The organism is Caulobacter sp. FG7 (genome assembly GCF_057808875.1).
In genome coordinates, this window is the sequence record NZ_JBMDIW010000008.1 from 155,773 (window position 1) to 174,907 (window position 19,135).

Sequence of the window (19,135 nt, forward strand, 5' to 3'; positions counted from 1 at the left end):
CTGTCGTCTGGCCGACAGTTCTTGTGGCGAAAATGCGTCGGCCCGGTGCATTCAGTATTTGTAAACAAAAAAGTCAGGAACGAGATCCAAAGTTCGATGGTTCTTCTGCCGAAAGGCCGAGACCTGACCGATGCCACGCCGCGAAGACATGATCAAACAGGAGGCCCAGGCGCTGTGGCGAGAGCTGCACGGCGAGCCGGTCCCCGATCTGAGCGGCGTTGAACTGCTCGACAGGATCTGCGGCGGCCTCGACATCGCCGAGTACGACCGCGTCCAGTCGCCCTTCCTCAGGTCATCGATGATTACGCGCCCGGAGGATTGGCGCGAGCGGAGAGGGCGGGGGTAGGGACTAGATCCTCCCCCTGAAGGGGGAGGTGGCCCAGAGGGCCGGAGGGGGAATTGTCCTGTGACGTTGAGGCGGTTGCTGAACCAGCAATCTCTTCCCCCTCAGTCGGCTTCGCCGACAGCTCCCCCTTCAGGGGGAGCGTTTTGAACAATGTCCTCAGACCCGCTCGCCGCCGCCGCCCGGCAGGAACGCGCCGCCGCCCGTCTGGCCCCGGTGACGCAGGAAGGCGTCGGCCAGGACGCAGGCGGTCATAGCTTCCACCACCGGCACGCCGCGGATGCCCACGCAGGGGTCGTGGCGGCCCTTGGTGCGCAGGTCGATCTCCTCGCCGGCCTCGTTGAGGGTCTGGCGCGGTATCAGGATCGACGAGGTCGGCTTGAAGGCCACGCGGGCCGTTACCGGCTGGCCGGTCGACAGGCCGCCCAGAACGCCGCCGGCGTGGTTGGACAGGAACTCCGGCTCACCGTTGGGGCCCAGGCGCATCATGTCGGCGTTGTCCTCGCCGGTCAGCGCGGCGCTGTCGAAGCCTTCGCCGATCTCGACGCCCTTGGCGGCGTTGATCGACATCAGGGCGGCGGCCAGTTCGGCGTCGAGCTTGCCGTACAGCGGCGCGCCCCAGCCGGCCGGCACGCCGACAGCTTCGACTTCCACCACGGCGCCGGTCGAGGAGCCGGCCTTGCGGATCTTCTCCAGGTGCTCTTCCCACACCGGGATGATCGCCGCGTCGGGCGACCAGTAGGGATTTTCCTGGGTCTGCGCCCAGTCCCAGTTGGCGCGGTCGATCTTGTAGGGACCGATCTGCACCAGGGCCGCGCGCACCGTGACGCCCGGGATCACCAGGCGGGCCACGGCGCCGGCCGCGACGCGGGCGGCGGTCTCGCGGGCCGAGCTGCGGCCGCCGCCGCGATAGTCGCGCACGCCGTACTTGGCGAAATAGGGATAGTCGGCGTGACCGGGGCGGAAGGCCTGGGCGATCTCGCCATAGTCCTTTGACCGCTGGTCGGTGTTCGCGATCATCAGGCTGATCGGCGTGCCGGTCGTGCGCTGGCCGCCGGTGCGCTCGTCCTCGAACACGCCCGACAGGATGCGCACGGCGTCCGGCTCCTGGCGCTGGGTGACGAACTTGCCGTTGCCCGGGCGGCGCTTGTCGAGGAAGCCCTGGATCATCTCGGCCGTCAGCAGGATCCCCGGGGGCACGCCGTCGACGACGCAGCCCAGGGCGGGCCCGTGGCTTTCGCCCCAGGTGGTGACGCGGAACAGGTGACCGAAGGTGTTGTGCGACATGGCGAGGCTTCTAGCCCAAAGGGCGTTTGGGGGCGAGACTTTGCGGGCGGTGAGGCCCAACGGTCTCCAATCGGCAAAAACTTGCCGCCGTGCGTGGTCCTCGTCCTTCGACAGGCTCAGGATGAGGACCAGGGCAGGCGCTGCGGACCAGTAGAGAACCTCACCCTGAACCTGTCGAAGGGCGAGGTTCTCGATTGGCTACACCCAGTCCGGAACCAGGTCCCGAGCCAGCATCTCGTCATAGGTCGGGCGCTTGCGGATCACGGCGTAACGGTCGCCGTCGACCAGCACCTCGGGCACGAGGGGACGGGTGTTGTATTCGCTGGCCATGGCCGAGCCGTAGGCGCCGGCCGACATGAAGGCCACCAGGTCGCCGGGGCCGAACGGCGGCAGGGCGCGGTCTCGGGTGAAGGTGTCGCCGGTCTCGCAGACCGGGCCGACCACGTCGTAGACAGCTTCGCCCGACTTCGGCAGCACAGGGCGGATGTCGTGGAAGGCGTCGTACATGGCCGGGCGCACCAGGTCGTTCATGGCCGCGTCGATGACCAGGAACTTGCGGCCTTCCGGGCGCTCGTGGACGTGGATCACTTCCGACACCATCACCCCGGCGTTGGCGGCGATCACCCGGCCGGGCTCGAAGGCCAGCTTTACCGGCAGGCCCTTGGTGACCTGCGCCACCATGGCGGCGAACTCGGCCGGCGGGGGCGGTTCGGGGTGGTTGAAGTAGGGCACGCCCAGGCCGCCGCCCAGGTCCAGGCGCTCGACCGACAGGCCCTCGCCCAGCAGTTGCTCGACCAGGCCCCGCATCTTGGTGAAGGCCGCGCGCATGGGCTCCAGATCGGTGATCTGGCTGCCGATGTGGCAGGCCACGCCGATCGGCTCGAGGGCGGCGTTGTTGCTGGCGTTGGCGTAGAGGCGAGCGGCCTCGGCGAACGAGACGCCGAACTTGTTCTCCGACTTGCCGGTGGCGATCTTGGCGTGACCGCCGGCGGCGACGTCCGGATTGACCCGGAAGGCGATCTTGGCCCGCACGCCCAGTTCGGCGGCGACGCTGGCGATCAGCTCCATCTCCGGCTCGGACTCGACGTTGATCTCGGCGACGCCGGCCTTCAGGGCGAAGGCGATCTCCTCGCGCTTCTTGCCGACGCCCGAGAACACGATGCGCTCGCCGGGGATGCCGGCGGCCAGGGCGCGGCGGACCTCGCCCTCCGACACCGTGTCGGCGCCGGCGCCCAGGTCGCCCAGCACCTTCAGCACGGCCACGTTCGAATTGGCCTTCACCGCATAGGCGACCAGCGGATCGACGACGCCGGCTTGGATCAGGGCATCGCGGAACACGGTGAAGTGCCGCTCCAGCGTGGCGCGGGAATAGACGTAGACAGGCGTGCCGACCTCGGCCGCGATCCTGGCCAGGGGGACGCCTTCGCAGGCCAGGCCCTCGGGGCCGTATTCGAAGTGGTTCACTGTTGGGCTTTCAGGGGATCAGTTCGGCGTCGAGGACGGGAAGCCGGCGGCGGACGGACCACCGAACGGGTCGGACGGCGCGCCGCGCAGCGGGGCCGCACGGGTGGTGCGGTTGCTCGACGCCGGGTCGACGTTCTCCTGCGTGCCGTTCGGGCGAGCCGGCTGGTTGGCGCGGGCCGAGGCCTCGCGGCGCTTGGACGCTTCGGCGGCCTTCTTCTCCGGACCCCACAGAGGAGCCGGACGCTCCAGCTCGGCCTGCTTGCCGCAGGCGGAGAGGGCGGCGCCGGTCAGGCCCAGGGCCGCGATGGCGATCAGGGTGGCGGGACGGATCATGCCAGGGTTTCCTTCCAACGCGCGATCTGGGCGCGCACCTGGGCGGGGGCGGTCCCGCCATAGCTCATGCGGCTGGCCGCCGAGGCGGCCGGGGTGAGGACGGCGTAGACCCCGTCGGTGATCCGCGGCTCGATGGCCTGGAACTCGGCCAGGCTCAGCTCGGCCAGATCCACGCCCTTGGTTTCGGCAGCCTTCACGGCCGAGCCTGTCACGTGGTGGGCGTCGCGGAAAGGCATGTTCAACTCCCGCACCAGCCAGTCGGCCAGATCGGTCGCGGTCGAGAAGCCGGCGCCGGCGGCGACAGCCATCTTCTCGGTGTTGGGCGTCAGGTCGGCGATCATGCCGGCCATGGCCAGCAGTGACAGCTCCAGGGCGTCGAAGGCCTCGAAGGTCGGGACCTTGTCTTCCTGCATGTCCTTCGAATAGGCCAGCGGCAGACCCTTCATCACCACCGTCAGGGTGGTCAGGCTGCCCAGGATCCGGCCGACCTTGGCGCGGATCAGCTCGGCCGCGTCGGGGTTCTTCTTCTGCGGCATGATCGAGCTGCCGGTCGTGAAGGCGTCGGTCAGCTTGATGAAGCCGAACATCGGCGTCGTCCACAGCACGATCTCCTCGGCCAGGCGCGACAGGTGCGTGGCGGTGATCGAGGCGGCCGACAGGGCTTCCAGGGCGAAGTCGCGCGACGAGACGCTGTCCAGCGAGTTGGCGGTCGGACGGTCGAAGCCCAGCGAAGCGGCCGTCTGGTGGCGGTCGATCGGGAAGGGCGAGCCGGCCAGGGCGGCGGCGCCCAGCGGGCACTCGTTCATGCGGGCGCGAGCGTCGCGGAAGCGGCTGGCGTCGCGGCCGAACATCTCGACATAGGCCATCAGGTGGTGGCCGAAGGTCACCGGCTGGGCCGGCTGCAGGTGGGTGAAGCCCGGCATCAGGGCGTCGGCATAGGTCTCGGCCTGGGCCAGCAGCGCCTTCTGGAGCTCCACCAGCTGGGCGGCCGAACGGTCGGCGGCGTCGCGCACCCACAGGCGGAAGTCGACGGCCACCTGGTCGTTGCGCGAACGGGCGGTGTGCAGCCGGCCGGCCGTCGGGCCGATCAGCTCGCGCAGCCGCGCCTCGATGTTCATGTGGATGTCTTCGTATTCGTCGCGGAACGGGAAGGTCCCGGTGGACAGCTCGTCCTCGATCCTGGCCAGGCCTTCGAGGATTTCCTCGCCGTCGCTGCTTGCAATGACGCCCTGGCTGATCAACATCCGCGCGTGGGCGCGGCTGCCCGCCAAGTCCTGCGCCCAGAGGCGCTTGTCGAACCCGATGGAGACGTTGATCGCCTGCATCAGTTCGGCCGGCTTGGCCGAGAACCTGCCGCCCCACATGGCTTGGCCCTGGCCGTTCGCGGCGGGCGTTTTGGAGGCGTTGTCGGTCATATGAGCGAAGTCCAGTCGGGTGGGCCGCAAAAGCGCGACGGTCTGAAATGGGCGATCGGCGCCGTCATGCTCGTCGGCGTCGTCGCGGTCCTATACGTCATCGCCCAGGCTTCGTTCAAACCCGCAGAGCTTACCGACCTCAAGGAATTCAAGAAGGGGTCTTTAGCCAAGCTGGACGTGCCGGCTCAGCCGCGCGCCGCGCCGGCCACCGTCTTCACCGACATGGACAACCAGCCCCACACCCTGGCCGACTTCAAGGGGCAGGTCGTGGTCATGAACCTGTGGGCCACCTGGTGCGCGCCCTGCAAGAAGGAGATGCCCACCCTGGCCAAGCTGGCGGCCGCCTACGCGACCCAGCCGGTGAAGGTGCTGCCGATCAGCGTCGACCGCGACAGCGACGTCAACCTGATCCAGGCTGAAATGGCCGCCAACCGGCCGCTCGTCTCGTTCCGCGACAAGTCCTATAAGATGTCGTTCGACCTGCAGCCGCGCGCTGCCGGCTATCCGACCACGGTGATCTACGACAAGCAGGGCCGCGAGCGGGCCCGCATCTCCGGCGAGGCCGACTGGTCCAGCCCCGAGGCCCGCGGCCTCGTCGAAGCCCTGCTGGCCGAGAAGTGAGCCCCGAGGTCCTCGAACCCATCGCCGACGCCGCCTGGCCGGCTCGCGAGCGCAAACGGCTGGGCGGCTGGCGGCTGAACGCGACCGATGGCTTTTCGCTGCGGATCAACGCCTGCTGGCCGCTGGGCGCGCCGGATCGTGACCCGGAAGCGGCCATCGACGCGGTCGAGGCCTTCTATCGCGAGCGTGGCCTGCCGGTGCGCTTCAAGCTGACCGATGGGGCGACGGCGCCGGCCGACCTGGCAGAGCGACTGGAGCGCCGGGGCTATACGCTGCACGGCGAGACCCTGCTGATGACTGGGCCGGTCGTCGGCGTCGCCGATCCGGAGATCGAGCTGTCGAGCGAGCCGGATCCCGACTTCGAGGCCCTGCTGATCGCTTCGGCCAAGGGCAATGCGGCCGACGCCAACGAGCGGCTGCAAGCTCTGGGAAGGATTCCGGCGCCGGCCCGGTTCGCCCGGCTGACCCTGGACGGCCGCACGGCCGCCCTTGGCGCCTGCGCGGTCGACGGCGAGGCTGTAGGGATCTTCGGCATGCGCACCGATCCAGGCTTTCGCCGCCAGGGCCTCGCCCGCCGCGTGCTCGACTCGCTGCTGGCCGAGGCAGCCGATCTGGGCGCGCGGACGGCCTATCTGCAGGTCGAGGACGCCAACGCCCCGGCCATCGCCCTCTATGCGGCGCGCGGTTTTTCGACGGCCTACCGCTATCGCTACTGGAGCCGGCCGGCCCGCGATTGACGCAGAGCGGCTTTTCGGTTGCTGATCGCCTCCGGGGGCGCGGCGAGTGTTGCCGCGCGTTTTCGGGGGAAATCGGTCGTGGATCACGGCAATCAGAAACTGATCGGCTATGGCGTCATGGCGGTGGTGGTGGCCATCGTCTTCGCCCTGCGCTTTCGCGCCATGAACAAGGAGCGCCGGCTGAAGCTGGAGTTCATGTGGATCCTGCCGGCGATCATGGTCGCCGCGACCGTCTTCCTGTTCATGCAGTTCACGCCGCACGGGACCGACTGGCTGTGGCTGGCGGGGATCTTCGCCGTGGGCGCGACGATCGGCTGGTGGCGCGGCCGCCTGATCCCGATCGCCATCGATCCCGACACCCACGAGCTGAACACCAAGCCCTCGCCGGCGGCGATCCTGTTCCTGCTGGGCATCTTCGTCGTGCGCTTCGCCCTGAAGACGGTGTTCGAGGCCGAGGCGGAGGCCTGGCACATCAGTGCGGTGCTGCTGACCGACGGCTTCGTGGTGCTGGGTGTCGGCCTGTTCGGCGTCTCGCGCCTTGAGATGGCGCTGCGGGCGATCGGCCTTCTGCGCGAGGCCCGCGCGGCCAGGGCGGCGCAGGCGGCCTGACTTTCTGGTCATCGATCGAATGGAGGCGCGGGGGTCGCTCCGCGCCTCCGTCGAACGGCGATTGATAGACTGGTTTACAAAATAAACTAGTTGATCCATGTTCGCCTTCACCTCGACAGGAGGGGGAGGCAATCCATGCACGCGCCGCTCAGCGCTTCAGAGAAGACGGCCGCCTTGGGCGGCCGCAACGCTCCGGTCGGCGCCCTGCGCGCCTTCGTCACCCTGCTGGTGATCTTCCACCACACGGCGATGACCTATCACCCGTACGCGCCGGCCCCGAAGGCGTTCGACGCCCAGCCGATCCTGTGGACCGCCTTTCCGGTCGTGGATCCGCAGAAGGTAGGGGCGTTTGGGATCCTGACCCTGGTCAACGACATGTTCTTCATGTCGCTGATGTTCTTCATCTCCGGCCTGTTCGTCGCCGACGGCCTGCGAAGCAAGGGCGCGGGCGGGTTCCTGAAGAGCCGGGCCCTGCGCCTGGGCGTTCCGTTCGTGGTCGCCGCGGCCCTGCTGGCGCCGCTGGCCTATTACCCGGCCTGGCTTCAGTCGGGCGGCGCGCCGTCGCTGACGGCTTTCGCGCAGGCCTGGACCAAGCTGCCGTTCTGGCCGGCCGGCCCGGCCTGGTTCCTGTGGGTGCTGCTGGCCTTTGGCGCCGTCGCGGCGGGGGCCTACGCCGTCGCGCCCGGCCTTCTCGATCGCCTGGCGCGGCTGGGCCAGGGCGCCGAGCACAAGCCCGTCCGGTTATTCTGGGGCCTCGTGCTGGTCAGCACCCTGGCCTACCTGCCGCTGTCGATGACCACGCCGTTCGGCCATTGGACCATGATCGGCCCATTCACGGTGCAGACCGCCCGCATCGGGCACTACCTCGTCTACTTCCTGGCCGGGATCGCCGTCGGCGCGGCGGGCGTCGGCCTTGGCCTGACCGACCCGGACGGCAAGCTGGCCAAGCGCTGGTGGGCCTGGCAGATGGCGCCTGTCCTGCCGATCGTCGGCGGGGTGGCGACCCTGATCCTGGCCTTTTCGCCCAACCCGCCGCCCCGGCCGTTCCTCGACGTGTTCGGCGGGCTGATGTTCACCCTGGCCTGCGCGACGCTGTCCTTCGCCGCCCTGGCCAAGTTCCTGCGTTTCGTGCGCCGGACAGGGCCCGTGGGCGCCAGCCTGCAGGCCAACGCCTACGGCATGTACCTGCTGCACTACGTGTTCACCTCGTGGCTGGCCTGGATGCTGCTGCCGCAGGACTGGAGCGGTCTGGCCAAGGCGACGGCGGTGTTCGTCGGGGCGACGGCGCTCAGCTGGCTGTCGACCATGGTCCTGCGGCGCATGCCGCTGTTGGGACGAATCCTGTGAGCCTGCATGATGTCGCCGACGGAGCCGCGCCCATGAACGACAAGCTGAAGACGGTGCAGGACGACCTGGCCTTCCTGCGCGGCCTCGCCGAGGGCGGGACCGAGCGGGCCGGCCTGGGCGTAGCCGGCGGCGCGCTCTATGGCTCGGCGGGCCTGCTCTACGGTGTCCAGTGCCTCGTCTATGTCGCCCAGGAGAACGGCCTGGTGAGGCTTGGCGGATTGGGCAACCTGATCCTGGCCTGGCTGCCGACGGTCATCTTCCTGGTCCTCATGACGATCGTCATCGTGGTCGAGCGCCGCAAGCCCAAGGGCGGCGTGACCCACCGGGCCATCAACGCCGCCTTCGCGGGCGCGGGCCTGGCCAACCTGGCGCTGATCATCGTCTTCGCCGTGGCGGCCGCCAAGAACCAGGACTTCCGCTACTGGCTGTATCACCCGGCGGTGGTGTTCGTGCTGCAGGGGGCGGTCTGGTACGCGGTCTTCGCCCTGCGCAAGCGCGCCTGGATGCTGGCGGTCTCGCTGGGCTGGCTGGCCACGGGGGTCGCCATGGGCCTGCTGGTCGACCGCGCCGGCCTCTACCTGATGATCGCGTGCTTCGGCCTGTTCGCCTTCATGGCCGCGCCGGGCTTCTTCATGATGCGCCAGGCCATGGGCCGGCCCGTGGACCTGGGCGCCTGAGACGATCGTGACGGCAAGGTTCGACATCAGCGGGCTCGACGACGTCATCCACGGCCGCGTGCGGCTGGGCGTCGTCGCCTATCTGGCCAGCGCCGAGGTCGCCGACTTCACCGAGCTGAAGACCCTGCTGGAGGTCACGCAGGGCAACCTTTCGATCCACCTGCGCAAGCTGGAGGAGGCTGGCTATGTGTCGATCGACAAGAGCTTCGTGGGGCGCAAGCCGCTGACCCGCGTGCGGCTGACCGAAACGGGGCGGGCGGCCTTCGCCGGCTACCTGAAAGCCATTGGCCAACTGGTCGAGCAGGCCGGCGGTCCGGGCTAGAGGCCAATCTCGGCGCGTAGCGCATCCGGGGTCATGCCGGCCGCGCGCAGCTCGCGCAGGGTCTGGGCCTTGTCGCGCTTGGCGTAGCGCTTGCCGTCGGGACCGACCAGCAGGCCGTGGTGGCGATAGGTCGGCGTCGGCAGGCCAAGCAGGGCCTGAAGCAGCCGCTGGATGTGGGCGGCTTCGAACAGGTCCTCGCCCCGGATCACGTGGGTGATCCCCTGCAGGGCGTCGTCCAGCACCACGGCCAGGTGGTAGGCGACGCCGACGTCCTTGCGGGCCAGGACGATGTCGCCGGCCGTCTCGGGGCGCGCGGCGATCAGGCCGGTCTCGCCGTCGGGGCCGGCGCCTTCCTCGACGAAGGCGAGGTCAGAGAAACCGCCCAGCGCCGCTTGCGCCGCGTCGAGCGACAGCCGCCAGGCGAAGGCCTCGCCGCGCGAGAGGCGCTCGGCCTCTTCAGCCTGGGGCAACGGCTCGCCGCGATAGGCGACGGCCGGCTCGTGCGGGGCGCGGCCGATGTCCAGCTCCTTGCGGGTCTTGAAGCAGCGATAGACGAGGCCGCGCTCGCGCAAGGTCTCGATGGCGGCGTGGTAGTCGGCCAGGTGCTCGGACTGGCGCCGGACCGGCTGTTCCCAGGAAAGGCCGAGCCAGGCTAGGTCCTTGAGGATCGCCGCCTCGTATTCCGGCCGGCTGCGGGTGGCGTCGATGTCCTCGATGCGCAGCACGAAACGGCCGTCGGCCCGCCGTGCGGCGTCGAAGGCCGTCAACGCCGAGAAGGCATGGCCGCGGTGCAGGTAGCCGGTAGGGGAGGGGGCGAAGCGGGTGGTGAAGCTCATTCGCGGGGCGAGGTCATCCGCGATCGAACTTGGCGAACATGCCCAGGTGGTCGAACACGGCCTTGAGGAAGGCCTCCTCGCCGCCGAGCAGGGCCTTGAGGCTTTCGAACTGCTTGAAGCCGCTCATCTCGGCCAGGCCGTGGCCGGCGCACCAGGCGGCGATCGTGGCCAGTTCGAGGTCGATCTCGGAGACGCCGTCGCCGGCGGCGTGGGCGATGGTGTTGCGCACCTGGCAGTAGGCGCCTTCCTCCTTCATCTGGTCGGGAAGGGCGTCCTTGTCGCGCGAGCAGTCGTACATCACGCGGTATAGCGCGGGATTGTCGCGGGCGAAGGTGACGTAGGCCACGCCCAGGCTGGTCATGCGCCGGCGGTCGTCGTCGCTGTCCTGGCGGGCCTTCATCAGGGCCGCGTCGAGCGCCACCCAGCCCTCGTGGGCCACTGCGTCGAGCAGCTGCCCCTTGTCCTTGAAGTGGTGGTAGGGCGCGGCCGGGCTGACCCCGGCTTCGCGCGCCACGGCCCGCAGCGACAGGGCGGCGGGGCCTTCGGTCTCCAGGATCCTGCGGGCGGCCTCGACGAGGGCGCGGCTCAGATCGCCGTGGTGATAGGGGCGGGCTTCGGGCTGGGCGAGAGTCATCGGGGCGCACTCTATCCCTTACGTAGGGAAAATCCATCCAAACAGCGTCAAGATATCTTGACGTCGCTAAGATCCATGTTATCTAAGCGTTGTTCAGATGGATCGGCCATCAAGAGACCGCCCCTGAACCACGCCGGCCGAGGGGGTCGGCGCGCACCAACTGCAAGGATGTGTGTCATGACCAACCGTAGCTTCGAAGCCTTCGAAGGCCTCTTCGACCGCGTCGCCATCGGTTACTTCCTGGTGGCCGCCATTGGCGTCGCCGGCGCCGTGCTGGCCATCGCGCTGTAAGGACGAGGATGTCCGATGCGGCCGCCCCGGCCTGATCCGGGGGCGGCCGCCGGGGTGGCCTGGTCCATCCCTCGTTTCCGCCAATCTTGATCTGGAGGCCTGGCTCGGCCATAGGCGAGCCGGCGGAACGACCCGCGACAAGCCGGGTTTTCGTCCGATGATCCTCTCGTTCCAGTCTTCGCGAGCGCACCGATGAGCGTGGCCTTCACCAAGGAAGGCGACGCCGAAGCGTTCGCCGCCGACCTTCCCGATCGTCCGATCTCGCAGCATCCCAATCTCGTCACGCCCGAAGGCCTGGCGATGATCGAAGACGAGTTCGCCGCCGCCCGCGCCGCCTATGCCGCCGCCCAGGCGGCCGGCGGCGTGGCTGAGGACCGCACCGCCATGGCCCGCGCCACCCGCGACCTGCGCTACTGGTCGGCCCGCCGCTCTACGGCCCAGCTGGTCGAGCGCGACGAGAGCCGCACCAGCGTGCAGTTCGGCGACGCGGTGACCTTCGACCGCGAGGACGGCCGCACCCAGACCTTCCGCATCGTCGGCGAGGACGAGGCCGACCCGGCCAAGGGTTCGGTGTCCTACGTCTCGCCCCTGGCCCGCGCCCTGATGGGCAAGGGCGTGGGCGACACCGCGACGGTGGCCGGCGGCGAGGTCGAGATCGTCGCCATCGGCTGAGGTCGCGGCGGGACCGCAAGTTTCGGGTTGCCGTCGAAGCCCGGCGAGGGCTTCCTCGCCGGCGTGATCTCCGCTTCTGCTCCGACCCCCGACCTGATCGCGGCCGCGCGCGCCCACCTGGCCGCCGCCGATCCGATGTTCGCCCGCCTCGAGGCGGTGACCCCCGTCTTCGAGTGGCGCCTGCGGCCCGGCGGCTTTCCCGGCCTGGCCCGGATGATCGTCGAGCAGCAGATCTCGGTGGCCGCCGCCGCCGCCATCTGGGCGCGGGTGCAGGCGGGCCTGCCGGATCTGACGCCGCAGGCGGTCATGGCGCTGGACGATCCGGCCTTGCAGGGGCTTGGCCTGTCGCGACCCAAGGTGCGCTATCTGCGCGAGATCGCCGGCGCGCATCTCTCCGGCGCCTGCGACTTCGACGCCTTGAAGGCCATGCCCGACGCCGAGGCCGTCGCGGCCCTGGTCGCCATCAAGGGGATCGGGCGCTGGACCGCCGAAACTTTCCTGATGTTCTGCGAGGGGCGCATCGACGTCTTTCCCGGCGGCGACATCGCCCTGCAGGAGGCGATGCGCTGGGCCGACGGCCACGAGGCGCGTCCGAGCGAGAAGGCGGCTTACGTTCGCGCCGAGGCCTGGAAGCCCTATCGCGGCGTGGCGGCCCATCTTCTCTGGGCCTGCTATGGCGGCGTTCGGCGCGGGGAGATCAATCTCCAGCGCCGAGACTGAACTTTCGCAAGCTTCGTCTTGGTTCTGTCGCCGATTGGGATCATCCTTTCTGTGCGTCCGGGAGTGAATGGCGATTCCCTGATTTGCGTAGGAAGGAGGCCCGTCTTCAGTCCGACCGCGTACCAGCCCCTTAGGGACCTTGTCGGTCCCGTGAGCGGGAGGCCCTGATGCAGGTGCTGACCCGTCCCCCGTCCGGCATGCCGGCGCTCGTGCTCAACGCCGACTATCGGCCCCTGAGCTATTATCCGCTGTCCCTCTGGCCCTGGCAGGAGGTGATCAAGGCGGTGTTTCTCGATCGCGTCGACGTGGTTTCGACCTACGACCACGTGGTGCATTCGCCATCCTTCGAGATGAAGCTGCCCAGCGTGGTGTCGCTGAAGCAGTACGTGCCGCAGGAGCGGCCGCCGGCCTTCACCCGCTTCAACCTGTTCCTGCGCGACAGCTTCAGCTGTCAATATTGCGGCTCGCCCGACGAGCTGACCTTCGACCACGTGATCCCCCGCTCGCGCGGCGGCCGGACCACCTGGGAGAACATCGTCACCGCCTGCGCGCCCTGCAACCTGACCAAGGGCGGGCGCACCCCGCGCGAGGCGGGCATGCACCCCTTCCACACCGCCCGCCGGCCCTCGATGCACGAGCTCCAGGACCGCGGCCGCAAGTTCCCGCCGGGGCACCTGCACGCCAGCTGGCTCGACTATCTCTACTGGGACATCGAGCTGGAGTCGTAAGGGTGGGCGCCACGAGAAACCTCCCCCTGTGGGGGAGGCGATCGCGTCAGCGATCGGGGGGATGACTTTCGGGCGTTGCGGCGGCTGAGAACGTCCCCCTCCAGCCCTTCGGGCCACCTCCCCAAGGGGGGAGGATCTTGGGTTCAGTCCCGGAAATAGCCGCGGCGCTTGGCGCGGCCGCGCAGGCGGCGGCGCAGGCGGGGCTCGATGCTGGGCCAGGCCAGCAGGGCCAGCAGGGCCAGGATGACCAAGGTGGGGAACAGCGGCGACATGACCCAAGAACGCGTTCGATGTGTGAAGGCTTCCACCGTTTCCCGATTTTGCGCTGCAAACAAGGACAAAGTGCCGGCGCGGCGATAATCCTTGCAAAGCCTCTCGCTGGTCACGAAAGCGCCTTGTTCGAAAGGCTGGCGGCCTAGTTTAAAGTGAAGCTTGGCAGCGCAGTTTTCTGGCTGATCTTGTGTTGCGCCGCAGCATGGCCTGCCGATCGACGATCTTTATGCGGCCCTTATGCCGCCCATACGTCTCCCGAATAGAGCCCTTACGCGGCTTCGTGGTCCCTTCCGCGCCAACCTGGAAGGAGGCCGACATGGCTGACATCGCATTCCTGGCGCTGGGCGGAGGGCTGTTCGTGCTCTTCGGCCTGTTCGCCGTCGCATTGAGGCGCGCATGACCCTGTTCGTGAACGCGCTTTGGGGGGCCGGGGCGATCGTCGTCGCGGCCTACATGGTCACGGCCCTGATGCGGCCGGACCGGTTCTGACGATCCTCGGATAACCTCAAATGAACTGGCAAGGATGGGCGGAGATCGCCCTGACGCTTGGCCTGGCGGTCGGCATCGGCTGGCCGCTGGGCATTTACATGTCGCGCGTCTGGAACGGCGAGCGCACCTGGCTCGATCCGGTGCTGGCCCCGGTCGAGCGCCTCTTCTACGCGGCCGGCGGCATCGACCCGCGCAAGGGCCAGAGCTGGATCGGCTATGCCGGCGCGCTGCTGGCCTTCAACGCCGTCGGCTTCTTCCTGGTCTACGGCGTGCTGCGCCTGCAGGGCGTGCTGCCGCTGAACCCGCAAGGCTTTGCGGGGCTGTCGCCGCACCTGGCGTTCAACACTGCCGCAAGCTTCGTGACCAACACCAACTGGCAGAGCTATGGCGGCGAGACCACCATGTCGACGCTCAGCCAGATGCTGGTGCTGACGGTGCAGAACTTCGTCTCGGCCGCCACCGGCGCGGCGATCGCCGCGGCCCTGGCGCGTGGCTTCATCGCCAGCAAGGGCGAGGACGTCGGCAATTTCTGGAGCGACGTGATCCGCACGACGTTGTGGGTGCTGCTGCCGCTGTGCGTGGTCGTGGCGCTCGTGCTCGTGGCGCTGGGCGTGCCCCAGACCCTGGCCGCCGGCGTCACCGCCCATACCCTGGAGGGCGGCGAGCAGAAGATCTCGCTCTTCGCCACCGCCAGCCAGTTGGCCGTCAAGCAGCTGGGCATCAACGGCGGCGGGATCTTCAACGTCAATTCGGCCCACCCGTTCGAGAACCCCACGCCGCTGACCAACCTGATCACGGCGGTGTCGATCAACGTGCTGGGCTGGGCGGCCTTCTTCGCCTTCGGCCGCAGCGTGCTGGCCAGGAAGGACGTGCGCGCCCTGGTCATCGCCGCCGCGGTGCTGCTGAGCGCCGGCGCGGCGGGCATCTACGTCACCGAGACGCAAGGCCCGCCTGCTCAGGTCGCGGCGCATGTCGACGCCAGCGTGAACATGGAAGGCAAGGAGGTCCGCTTCGGCGCGCCCTCGACGGCGGCCTGGGCGGCCATGACCACCGGCGCCTCCAACGGCTCGGTCAACGGCATGCATTCCAGCCTGATGCCGCTGGGCGGCGGGATCACCATGTTCCTGATGCAGCTGGGCGAGATCCTGCCCGGCGGCATCGGCTCGGGCGTGGCGATCATGGTCGTCATGGCCCTGCTGGCGGTGTTCGTCGCCGGCCTGATGGTGGGCCGCACGCCCGAGTACCTGGGCAAGAAGATCGAGGCCCGCGAGATCCAGTTCGCCATGCTGGCCGTGCTGGTGATCCCGCTGTTCATGCTGGGCTTCGCCGCCATCGCCGCCATCCTGCCGGAAGCCTTGAAGGGCCTGATGCACGGCGGCCCGCACGGCCTGTCGGAGATCCTCTACGCCTACGTCTCGACCACGGCCAACAACGGCTCGGCCTTCGGCGGCCTGACCGCCAACGCCCCCTGGTGGAACACCACCCTGGGCCTGGCGATGATGTTCGGGCGCTTCGCCCCCATCGTCGCGGTGCTGGCCATCGCCGGGGCCCTGGCGGCCAAGCCCAAGCTCGCTCCCACGGCCGGCGCCATGCCGACCCACGGCGGCCTCTTCGTCGGCCTGCTGATCGGGGTGATCCTGATCCTCGGCGGCCTGCAGTTCTTCCCCGCTCTGGCGCTGGGACCGATCGTCGAGCACTTCCAGGCGCTCGCCTTCGTCGCCTCCAGCCGCTGATCGAAAGCGCACTTCCATGACAACCTATGACATCGAGGCAGGCGAGGGCGGGCGGCGCAAAGCCCCCAGCCTCGCCGGCGGCCTCTCGACCCCGATCCTGGCCCGCGCGGCCAAGGACGCCTTCCTCAAGCTCGACCCGCGCAAGCTGACCGGCAATCCGGTGATCTTCGCGACCTGGATCGTGGCGCTGCTGTCGACGGTCTCGGCCGTCGCGGCCATCGCCGCCCAGCAGTCGGCTGGCTTCGCCGTGCAGGTCTCGCTGTGGCTCTGGGCCACCGTGCTGTTCGCCAACCTGGCCGAGAGCGTGGCCGAGGGCCGCGGCAAGGCCGCCGCCGACAGCCTGCGGGCCGCCCGCGTCACCACCAAGGCCAAGCTGATCATCGACGAGCAGGCAGGCACGATCATCCCGACCCCGGCCCACAAGCTGGTTCCCGGCGAGCTCGTCCTGGTCGAGGCCGGCGACGTGGTCCCCACCGACGGCGAAATCGTCGAGGGCATGGCCAGCGTCAACGAGGCCGCCATCACCGGCGAAAGCGCGCCGGTGATCCGCGAGAGCGGCGGCGACCGCTCGGCGGTGACCGGCGGCACCACCGTGGTCTCCGACTGGATCAAGGTGCGGGTCACCGCCGCGCCGGGCTCGACCTTCCTCGACCGCATGATCGCCATGGTCGAGGGCGCGGACCGTCGCAAGACGCCCAACGAGATCGCCCTGGCCGTACTGCTGGCCGGCCTGACCCTGATCTTCCTGATCGCGGTGGTCACCCTGCTGGGCCTGGGCAAGTTCTCCGGCGTGGTGCTGGATCCGCTGGTGCTGGGCGCCCTGTTTATCACCCTGATCCCTACGACCATCGGGGGCTTGCTCTCGGCCGTCGGCATCGCCGGCATGGACCGCCTCTTGAAGGTCAACGTGCTAGCCACCTCGGGCCGGGCCGTGGAAGCCGCCGGCGACGTCGACACCCTGCTGCTCGACAAGACCGGCACCATCACCTTCGGCAACCGCATGGCCACCGAGGTGATCGCCGCCCCCGGCGTGCGCCCCGACGCGGCCCTGCGCGCGGCGGTCATGGCCTCGCTGGCCGACGAGACGCCGGAAGGCCGCTCGATCGTCGAGCTGGGCCGCCAGCAGGGCCTGGCCCTGGAAGCTCCCGAAGGCGCGACCGCCATCCCGTTCAGCGCGACCACGCGCCAGTCGGGCCTGGATGTCGACGGCCGCTCGTGGCGCAAGGGCGCGGTGGACGCGGTCTATCGCAGCCTGGCCATCGATCCCAAGCGCATCCCGGCCGAGGTGATGGCCGCCGTCGACCGCATCGCCCGCTCGGGCGGCACGCCGCTGGCGGTCAGCGAGGACGGCGCCCTGGTCGGCGTCATCCACCTGAAGGACGTGGTCAAGCCCGGCGTGAAGGCCCGCTTCGCCGACCTTCGCCGCATGGGCCTGCGCACGGTGATGATTACCGGCGACAATCCGGTGACCGCCGCGGCCATCGCCTCGGAGGCCGGGGTCGACGACTTCCTGGCCGAAGCGACTCCGGAGGACAAGCTGCGGCTGATCCGGGCCGAGCAGGCCAAGGGGCGGCTGGTGGCCATGTGCGGCGACGGCGCCAACGACGCCCCCGCGCTTGCTCAAGCGGACGTCGGCGTGGCCATGCAGACCGGCGCCCAGGCCGCCCGCGAGGCCGGCAACATGGTCGATCTCGACAGCGACCCGACCAAGGTCATCGAGATCGTCGAGGTGGGAAAGCAGATGCTGATTACCCGCGGCGCCCTGACCACCTTCTCGATCGCCAACGACGTGGCCAAGTATTTCGCCATCATCCCGGCGATGTTCGTGGTCGCCCTGCCGGCGCTCGGCGGGCTGAACATCATGAAGCTGGCGAGCCCGCAAAGCGCGATCCTGTCGGCGGTGATCTTCAACGCGCTGGTGATCGTCGCCCTGATCCCGCTAGCCCTGAAGGGCGTGAAGTACCGCGCCATCGGCGCCGGCAAGCTCTTGTCGCGCAACCTCCTGATCTACGGCGTCGGCGGCCTCGTGGCCCCGTTCGTGGGCATCAAGCTCATCGACATGGCCGTCTCCGCCCTGGGGCTGGCCTGATGAAACGCCCGATCGCTCCAGGCTCGATCATCAGGGATCTGGTCTTCGGCCTCGTGGCGATCGGGATCGTCTGCCTGGCGGCCAATCTCGGCGGCCAGTGATTTCTCTCTTCCTGAAAGACGAAGAATTCCAATGCGCAAGTTCGCGTTTCTCGTGATCACCGCCTCGACCCTGGCCGCCTCCGCCGCCTGGGCGGACGAGGTCCCGATCTGCACCGACCGTCCGACCAAGGCCAACAGCACGTGCCCGGTCCCCAAGGGCGCCTGGCAGGTCGAGGCCGACGGGGTGAACTGGACCCAGGTGAAGGCCGGCGGGATCAAGGCCGAGACGACCGCCGTCGCCGCCACGACCCTGAAGTACGGCCTGACCGACAGCAGCGACCTGCAGATCTCGTGGACGCCCTATGTCGAAGCCCGCGTTAAGGGGCCGGGCGTCGACGACAAGACCGACGGCGTCGGCGACGTGTGGATCCGGTACAAGACCCGCGTCCATTCCGGCGACAAGGTCAGTGTCGCCCTGCTGCCCTACGTGAAGATCCCGACGGCGGCCAAGGGCCTGGGCAACGACGAGGTGGAGGGCGGCGTGGCCGTGCCGATCAGCATCGCTCTGAACGGCGCCACCCTGACCTTCGGGCCGCAGGTGGACCTGCTGCTCGACGCCGACGGCGACGGACGCCACGCGGCGGTGACCAACGTCATCAACCTGGCCCGCCCCGTCACCGATCGCCTGACCCTGGTCGGCGAGCTGTGGACCAGCAGCAACTTCGACCCCGCCGACACGGTGACCCAGGTCTCGGCCGACGTCGCCGCCGCCTATCTCGTCGCGCCGACCCTGCAACTGGACGCCGGCGCCAATTTCGGATTGAACCGCGACACCCCCGACGCGCAGCTGTACGTCGGCGTCTCGAAGCGGTTCTAGGAAAGGAGCTGGAAGGTCATGATCTCGCACCTTCGCCCGGCCCTCGTTTCGATGGGCCTCTTCACCATCATCCTGGGCCTGGCCTATCCGCTGGCCATCACCGGCGTGGCCCAGGCCGCGTTTCCGGCGCAGGCCAACGGCTCGCTGGTCCGTGACGCCCACGGCCAGGTGGTCGGCTCCGAACTGATCGGCCAGGCCTTCGCCAAGCCCGCCTACCTGCACGGCCGTCCGTCGGCGGCGGGGAACGGCTATGACGCCAGCGCCTCCAGCGGCTCGAACATGGGGCCGCTGAACGACAAGCTGATCGAGCGCGAAAAGGCCGACGCCGATGCGCTGCGGGCGGAATTTCCCGGCGCGGTCATTCCGGCCGACGCGGTCACGACGTCCGGCTCGGGCCTGGATCCGGACATCTCGCCGGCCTATGCCCGCCTGCAGGCCGGACGCATCGCCACCGCCCGCAACGCGCCGCGCGGCGAGGTGCTGGCCATGATCGACGCGGCCGTCAAACCGCCGCTGCTGGGCTTCATCGGCCAGCCGCGGGTCAATGTGCTGGACGTCAATCGGGCGCTCGACGCGCGCTTCCCGATGGTCGGCTAG

The 19,135-nt window shown here is 69.1% G+C and carries 21 protein-coding genes; 14 read left to right on the top strand and 7 right to left on the bottom strand.

What is annotated here, in order from left to right; genetic code table 11:
* The first annotated feature begins 130 nt into the window (after nt 1-130).
* Nucleotides 131-346 carry a hypothetical protein gene (locus ACODR1_RS09025; protein WP_488880138.1) on the top strand — a complete coding sequence of 72 codons (216 nt, stop codon included), beginning with the start codon at nt 131-133 and terminating at the stop codon, nt 344-346.
* A 156-nt stretch (nt 347-502) separates the two neighbouring features.
* Here the strand turns inward: ACODR1_RS09025 and aroC are convergent, their stop codons facing one another.
* From aroC to argH, 4 genes are all read right to left on the bottom strand, one after another.
* The gene (gene aroC, locus ACODR1_RS09030) at nt 503-1,630 is read right to left on the bottom strand and encodes a chorismate synthase (protein ID WP_488880139.1); all 1,128 of its coding nucleotides are present in this window, start codon (nt 1,628-1,630) and stop codon (nt 503-505) included.
* Nucleotides 1,631-1,828: 198 nt separating this feature from the next.
* Nucleotides 1,829-3,094, bottom strand: coding sequence for a diaminopimelate decarboxylase (gene lysA / locus ACODR1_RS09035; RefSeq protein WP_488880140.1), 1,266 nt, complete (start codon nt 3,092-3,094; stop codon nt 1,829-1,831).
* Between the two features lie 18 nt (nt 3,095-3,112).
* Complete coding sequence (locus ACODR1_RS09040; RefSeq protein WP_488880141.1) at nt 3,113-3,427, bottom strand: hypothetical protein; 315 nt, start codon at nt 3,425-3,427, stop codon at nt 3,113-3,115.
* Nucleotides 3,424-4,842 carry an argininosuccinate lyase gene (gene argH, locus ACODR1_RS09045; protein WP_488880142.1) on the bottom strand — a complete coding sequence of 473 codons (1,419 nt, stop codon included), beginning with the start codon at nt 4,840-4,842 and terminating at the stop codon, nt 3,424-3,426. The genes ACODR1_RS09040 and argH overlap by 4 nt, the downstream gene beginning before the upstream one ends.
* On the opposite strand from argH, the gene ACODR1_RS09050 reads away from it, so the two are divergent.
* From ACODR1_RS09050 to ACODR1_RS09075, 6 genes are all read left to right on the top strand, one after another.
* On the top strand, nt 4,843-5,463 hold the full coding sequence (locus ACODR1_RS09050; protein ID WP_488880143.1) for a TlpA family protein disulfide reductase: 621 nt from the start codon (nt 4,843-4,845) through the stop codon (nt 5,461-5,463).
* A complete protein-coding gene (locus ACODR1_RS09055; protein ID WP_488880144.1) occupies nt 5,460-6,200 on the top strand; it encodes a GNAT family N-acetyltransferase in 741 nt (246 codons plus the stop codon). Before ACODR1_RS09050 ends, ACODR1_RS09055 begins: the two co-directional genes overlap by 4 nt.
* A gap of 78 nt (nt 6,201-6,278) precedes the next feature.
* Nucleotides 6,279-6,809, top strand: a complete 531-nt coding sequence (locus ACODR1_RS09060) for a CcdC protein domain-containing protein (protein WP_488880145.1) — start codon at nt 6,279-6,281, stop codon at nt 6,807-6,809.
* Between the two features lie 135 nt (nt 6,810-6,944).
* Entirely contained in the window at nt 6,945-8,156 is a 1,212-nt protein-coding gene (locus ACODR1_RS09065; protein ID WP_488880146.1) for an acyltransferase family protein, read from the top strand.
* A 32-nt stretch (nt 8,157-8,188) separates the two neighbouring features.
* Entirely contained in the window at nt 8,189-8,833 is a 645-nt protein-coding gene (locus ACODR1_RS09070) for a hypothetical protein (protein WP_488880147.1), read from the top strand.
* A gap of 7 nt (nt 8,834-8,840) precedes the next feature.
* Nucleotides 8,841-9,155, top strand: a complete 315-nt coding sequence (locus ACODR1_RS09075) for a winged helix-turn-helix domain-containing protein (RefSeq protein ID WP_488880148.1) — start codon at nt 8,841-8,843, stop codon at nt 9,153-9,155.
* Here ACODR1_RS09075 and gluQRS read toward each other — a convergent pair.
* Nucleotides 9,152-9,991, bottom strand: a complete 840-nt coding sequence (gene gluQRS / locus ACODR1_RS09080; protein WP_488880149.1) for a tRNA glutamyl-Q(34) synthetase GluQRS — start codon at nt 9,989-9,991, stop codon at nt 9,152-9,154. The genes ACODR1_RS09075 and gluQRS overlap by 4 nt on opposite strands.
* Before the next feature lie 13 nt (nt 9,992-10,004).
* Nucleotides 10,005-10,625: a TetR/AcrR family transcriptional regulator gene (locus tag ACODR1_RS09085; RefSeq protein ID WP_488880150.1), complete on the bottom strand. Its 621-nt coding sequence runs from the start codon at nt 10,623-10,625 to the stop codon at nt 10,005-10,007.
* 483 nt (nt 10,626-11,108) lie between these two features.
* Between ACODR1_RS09085 and greA the strand changes: the two genes are divergently transcribed.
* The 3 genes from greA (at nt 11,109) to ACODR1_RS09100 (ending at nt 13,036) form a co-directional block, all read left to right on the top strand.
* Nucleotides 11,109-11,588: a transcription elongation factor GreA gene (gene greA / locus ACODR1_RS09090; RefSeq protein WP_488880151.1), complete on the top strand. Its 480-nt coding sequence runs from the start codon at nt 11,109-11,111 to the stop codon at nt 11,586-11,588.
* A 135-nt stretch (nt 11,589-11,723) separates the two neighbouring features.
* Nucleotides 11,724-12,308, top strand: a complete 585-nt coding sequence (locus ACODR1_RS09095) for a DNA-3-methyladenine glycosylase family protein (protein WP_488880167.1) — start codon at nt 11,724-11,726, stop codon at nt 12,306-12,308.
* A 164-nt stretch (nt 12,309-12,472) separates the two neighbouring features.
* Nucleotides 12,473-13,036, top strand: a complete 564-nt coding sequence (locus ACODR1_RS09100; protein WP_101714936.1) for an HNH endonuclease — start codon at nt 12,473-12,475, stop codon at nt 13,034-13,036.
* Between the two features lie 143 nt (nt 13,037-13,179).
* Here the strand turns inward: ACODR1_RS09100 and ACODR1_RS09105 are convergent, their stop codons facing one another.
* Nucleotides 13,180-13,308: a hypothetical protein gene (locus ACODR1_RS09105; protein ID WP_276308966.1), complete on the bottom strand. Its 129-nt coding sequence runs from the start codon at nt 13,306-13,308 to the stop codon at nt 13,180-13,182.
* Nucleotides 13,309-13,818: 510 nt separating this feature from the next.
* Here ACODR1_RS09105 and kdpA point away from each other — a divergent pair.
* From kdpA to kdpC, 4 genes are all read left to right on the top strand, one after another.
* Nucleotides 13,819-15,531 carry a potassium-transporting ATPase subunit KdpA gene (kdpA, locus tag ACODR1_RS09110; RefSeq protein ID WP_488880152.1) on the top strand — a complete coding sequence of 571 codons (1,713 nt, stop codon included), beginning with the start codon at nt 13,819-13,821 and terminating at the stop codon, nt 15,529-15,531.
* Between the two features lie 16 nt (nt 15,532-15,547).
* Complete coding sequence (gene kdpB / locus ACODR1_RS09115) at nt 15,548-17,620, top strand: potassium-transporting ATPase subunit KdpB (protein WP_488880153.1); 2,073 nt, start codon at nt 15,548-15,550, stop codon at nt 17,618-17,620.
* A 132-nt stretch (nt 17,621-17,752) separates the two neighbouring features.
* Nucleotides 17,753-18,538 carry a transporter gene (locus ACODR1_RS09120; protein WP_488880154.1) on the top strand — a complete coding sequence of 262 codons (786 nt, stop codon included), beginning with the start codon at nt 17,753-17,755 and terminating at the stop codon, nt 18,536-18,538.
* Between the two features lie 18 nt (nt 18,539-18,556).
* The gene (gene kdpC, locus ACODR1_RS09125; protein ID WP_488880155.1) at nt 18,557-19,135 is read left to right on the top strand and encodes a potassium-transporting ATPase subunit KdpC; all 579 of its coding nucleotides are present in this window, start codon (nt 18,557-18,559) and stop codon (nt 19,133-19,135) included.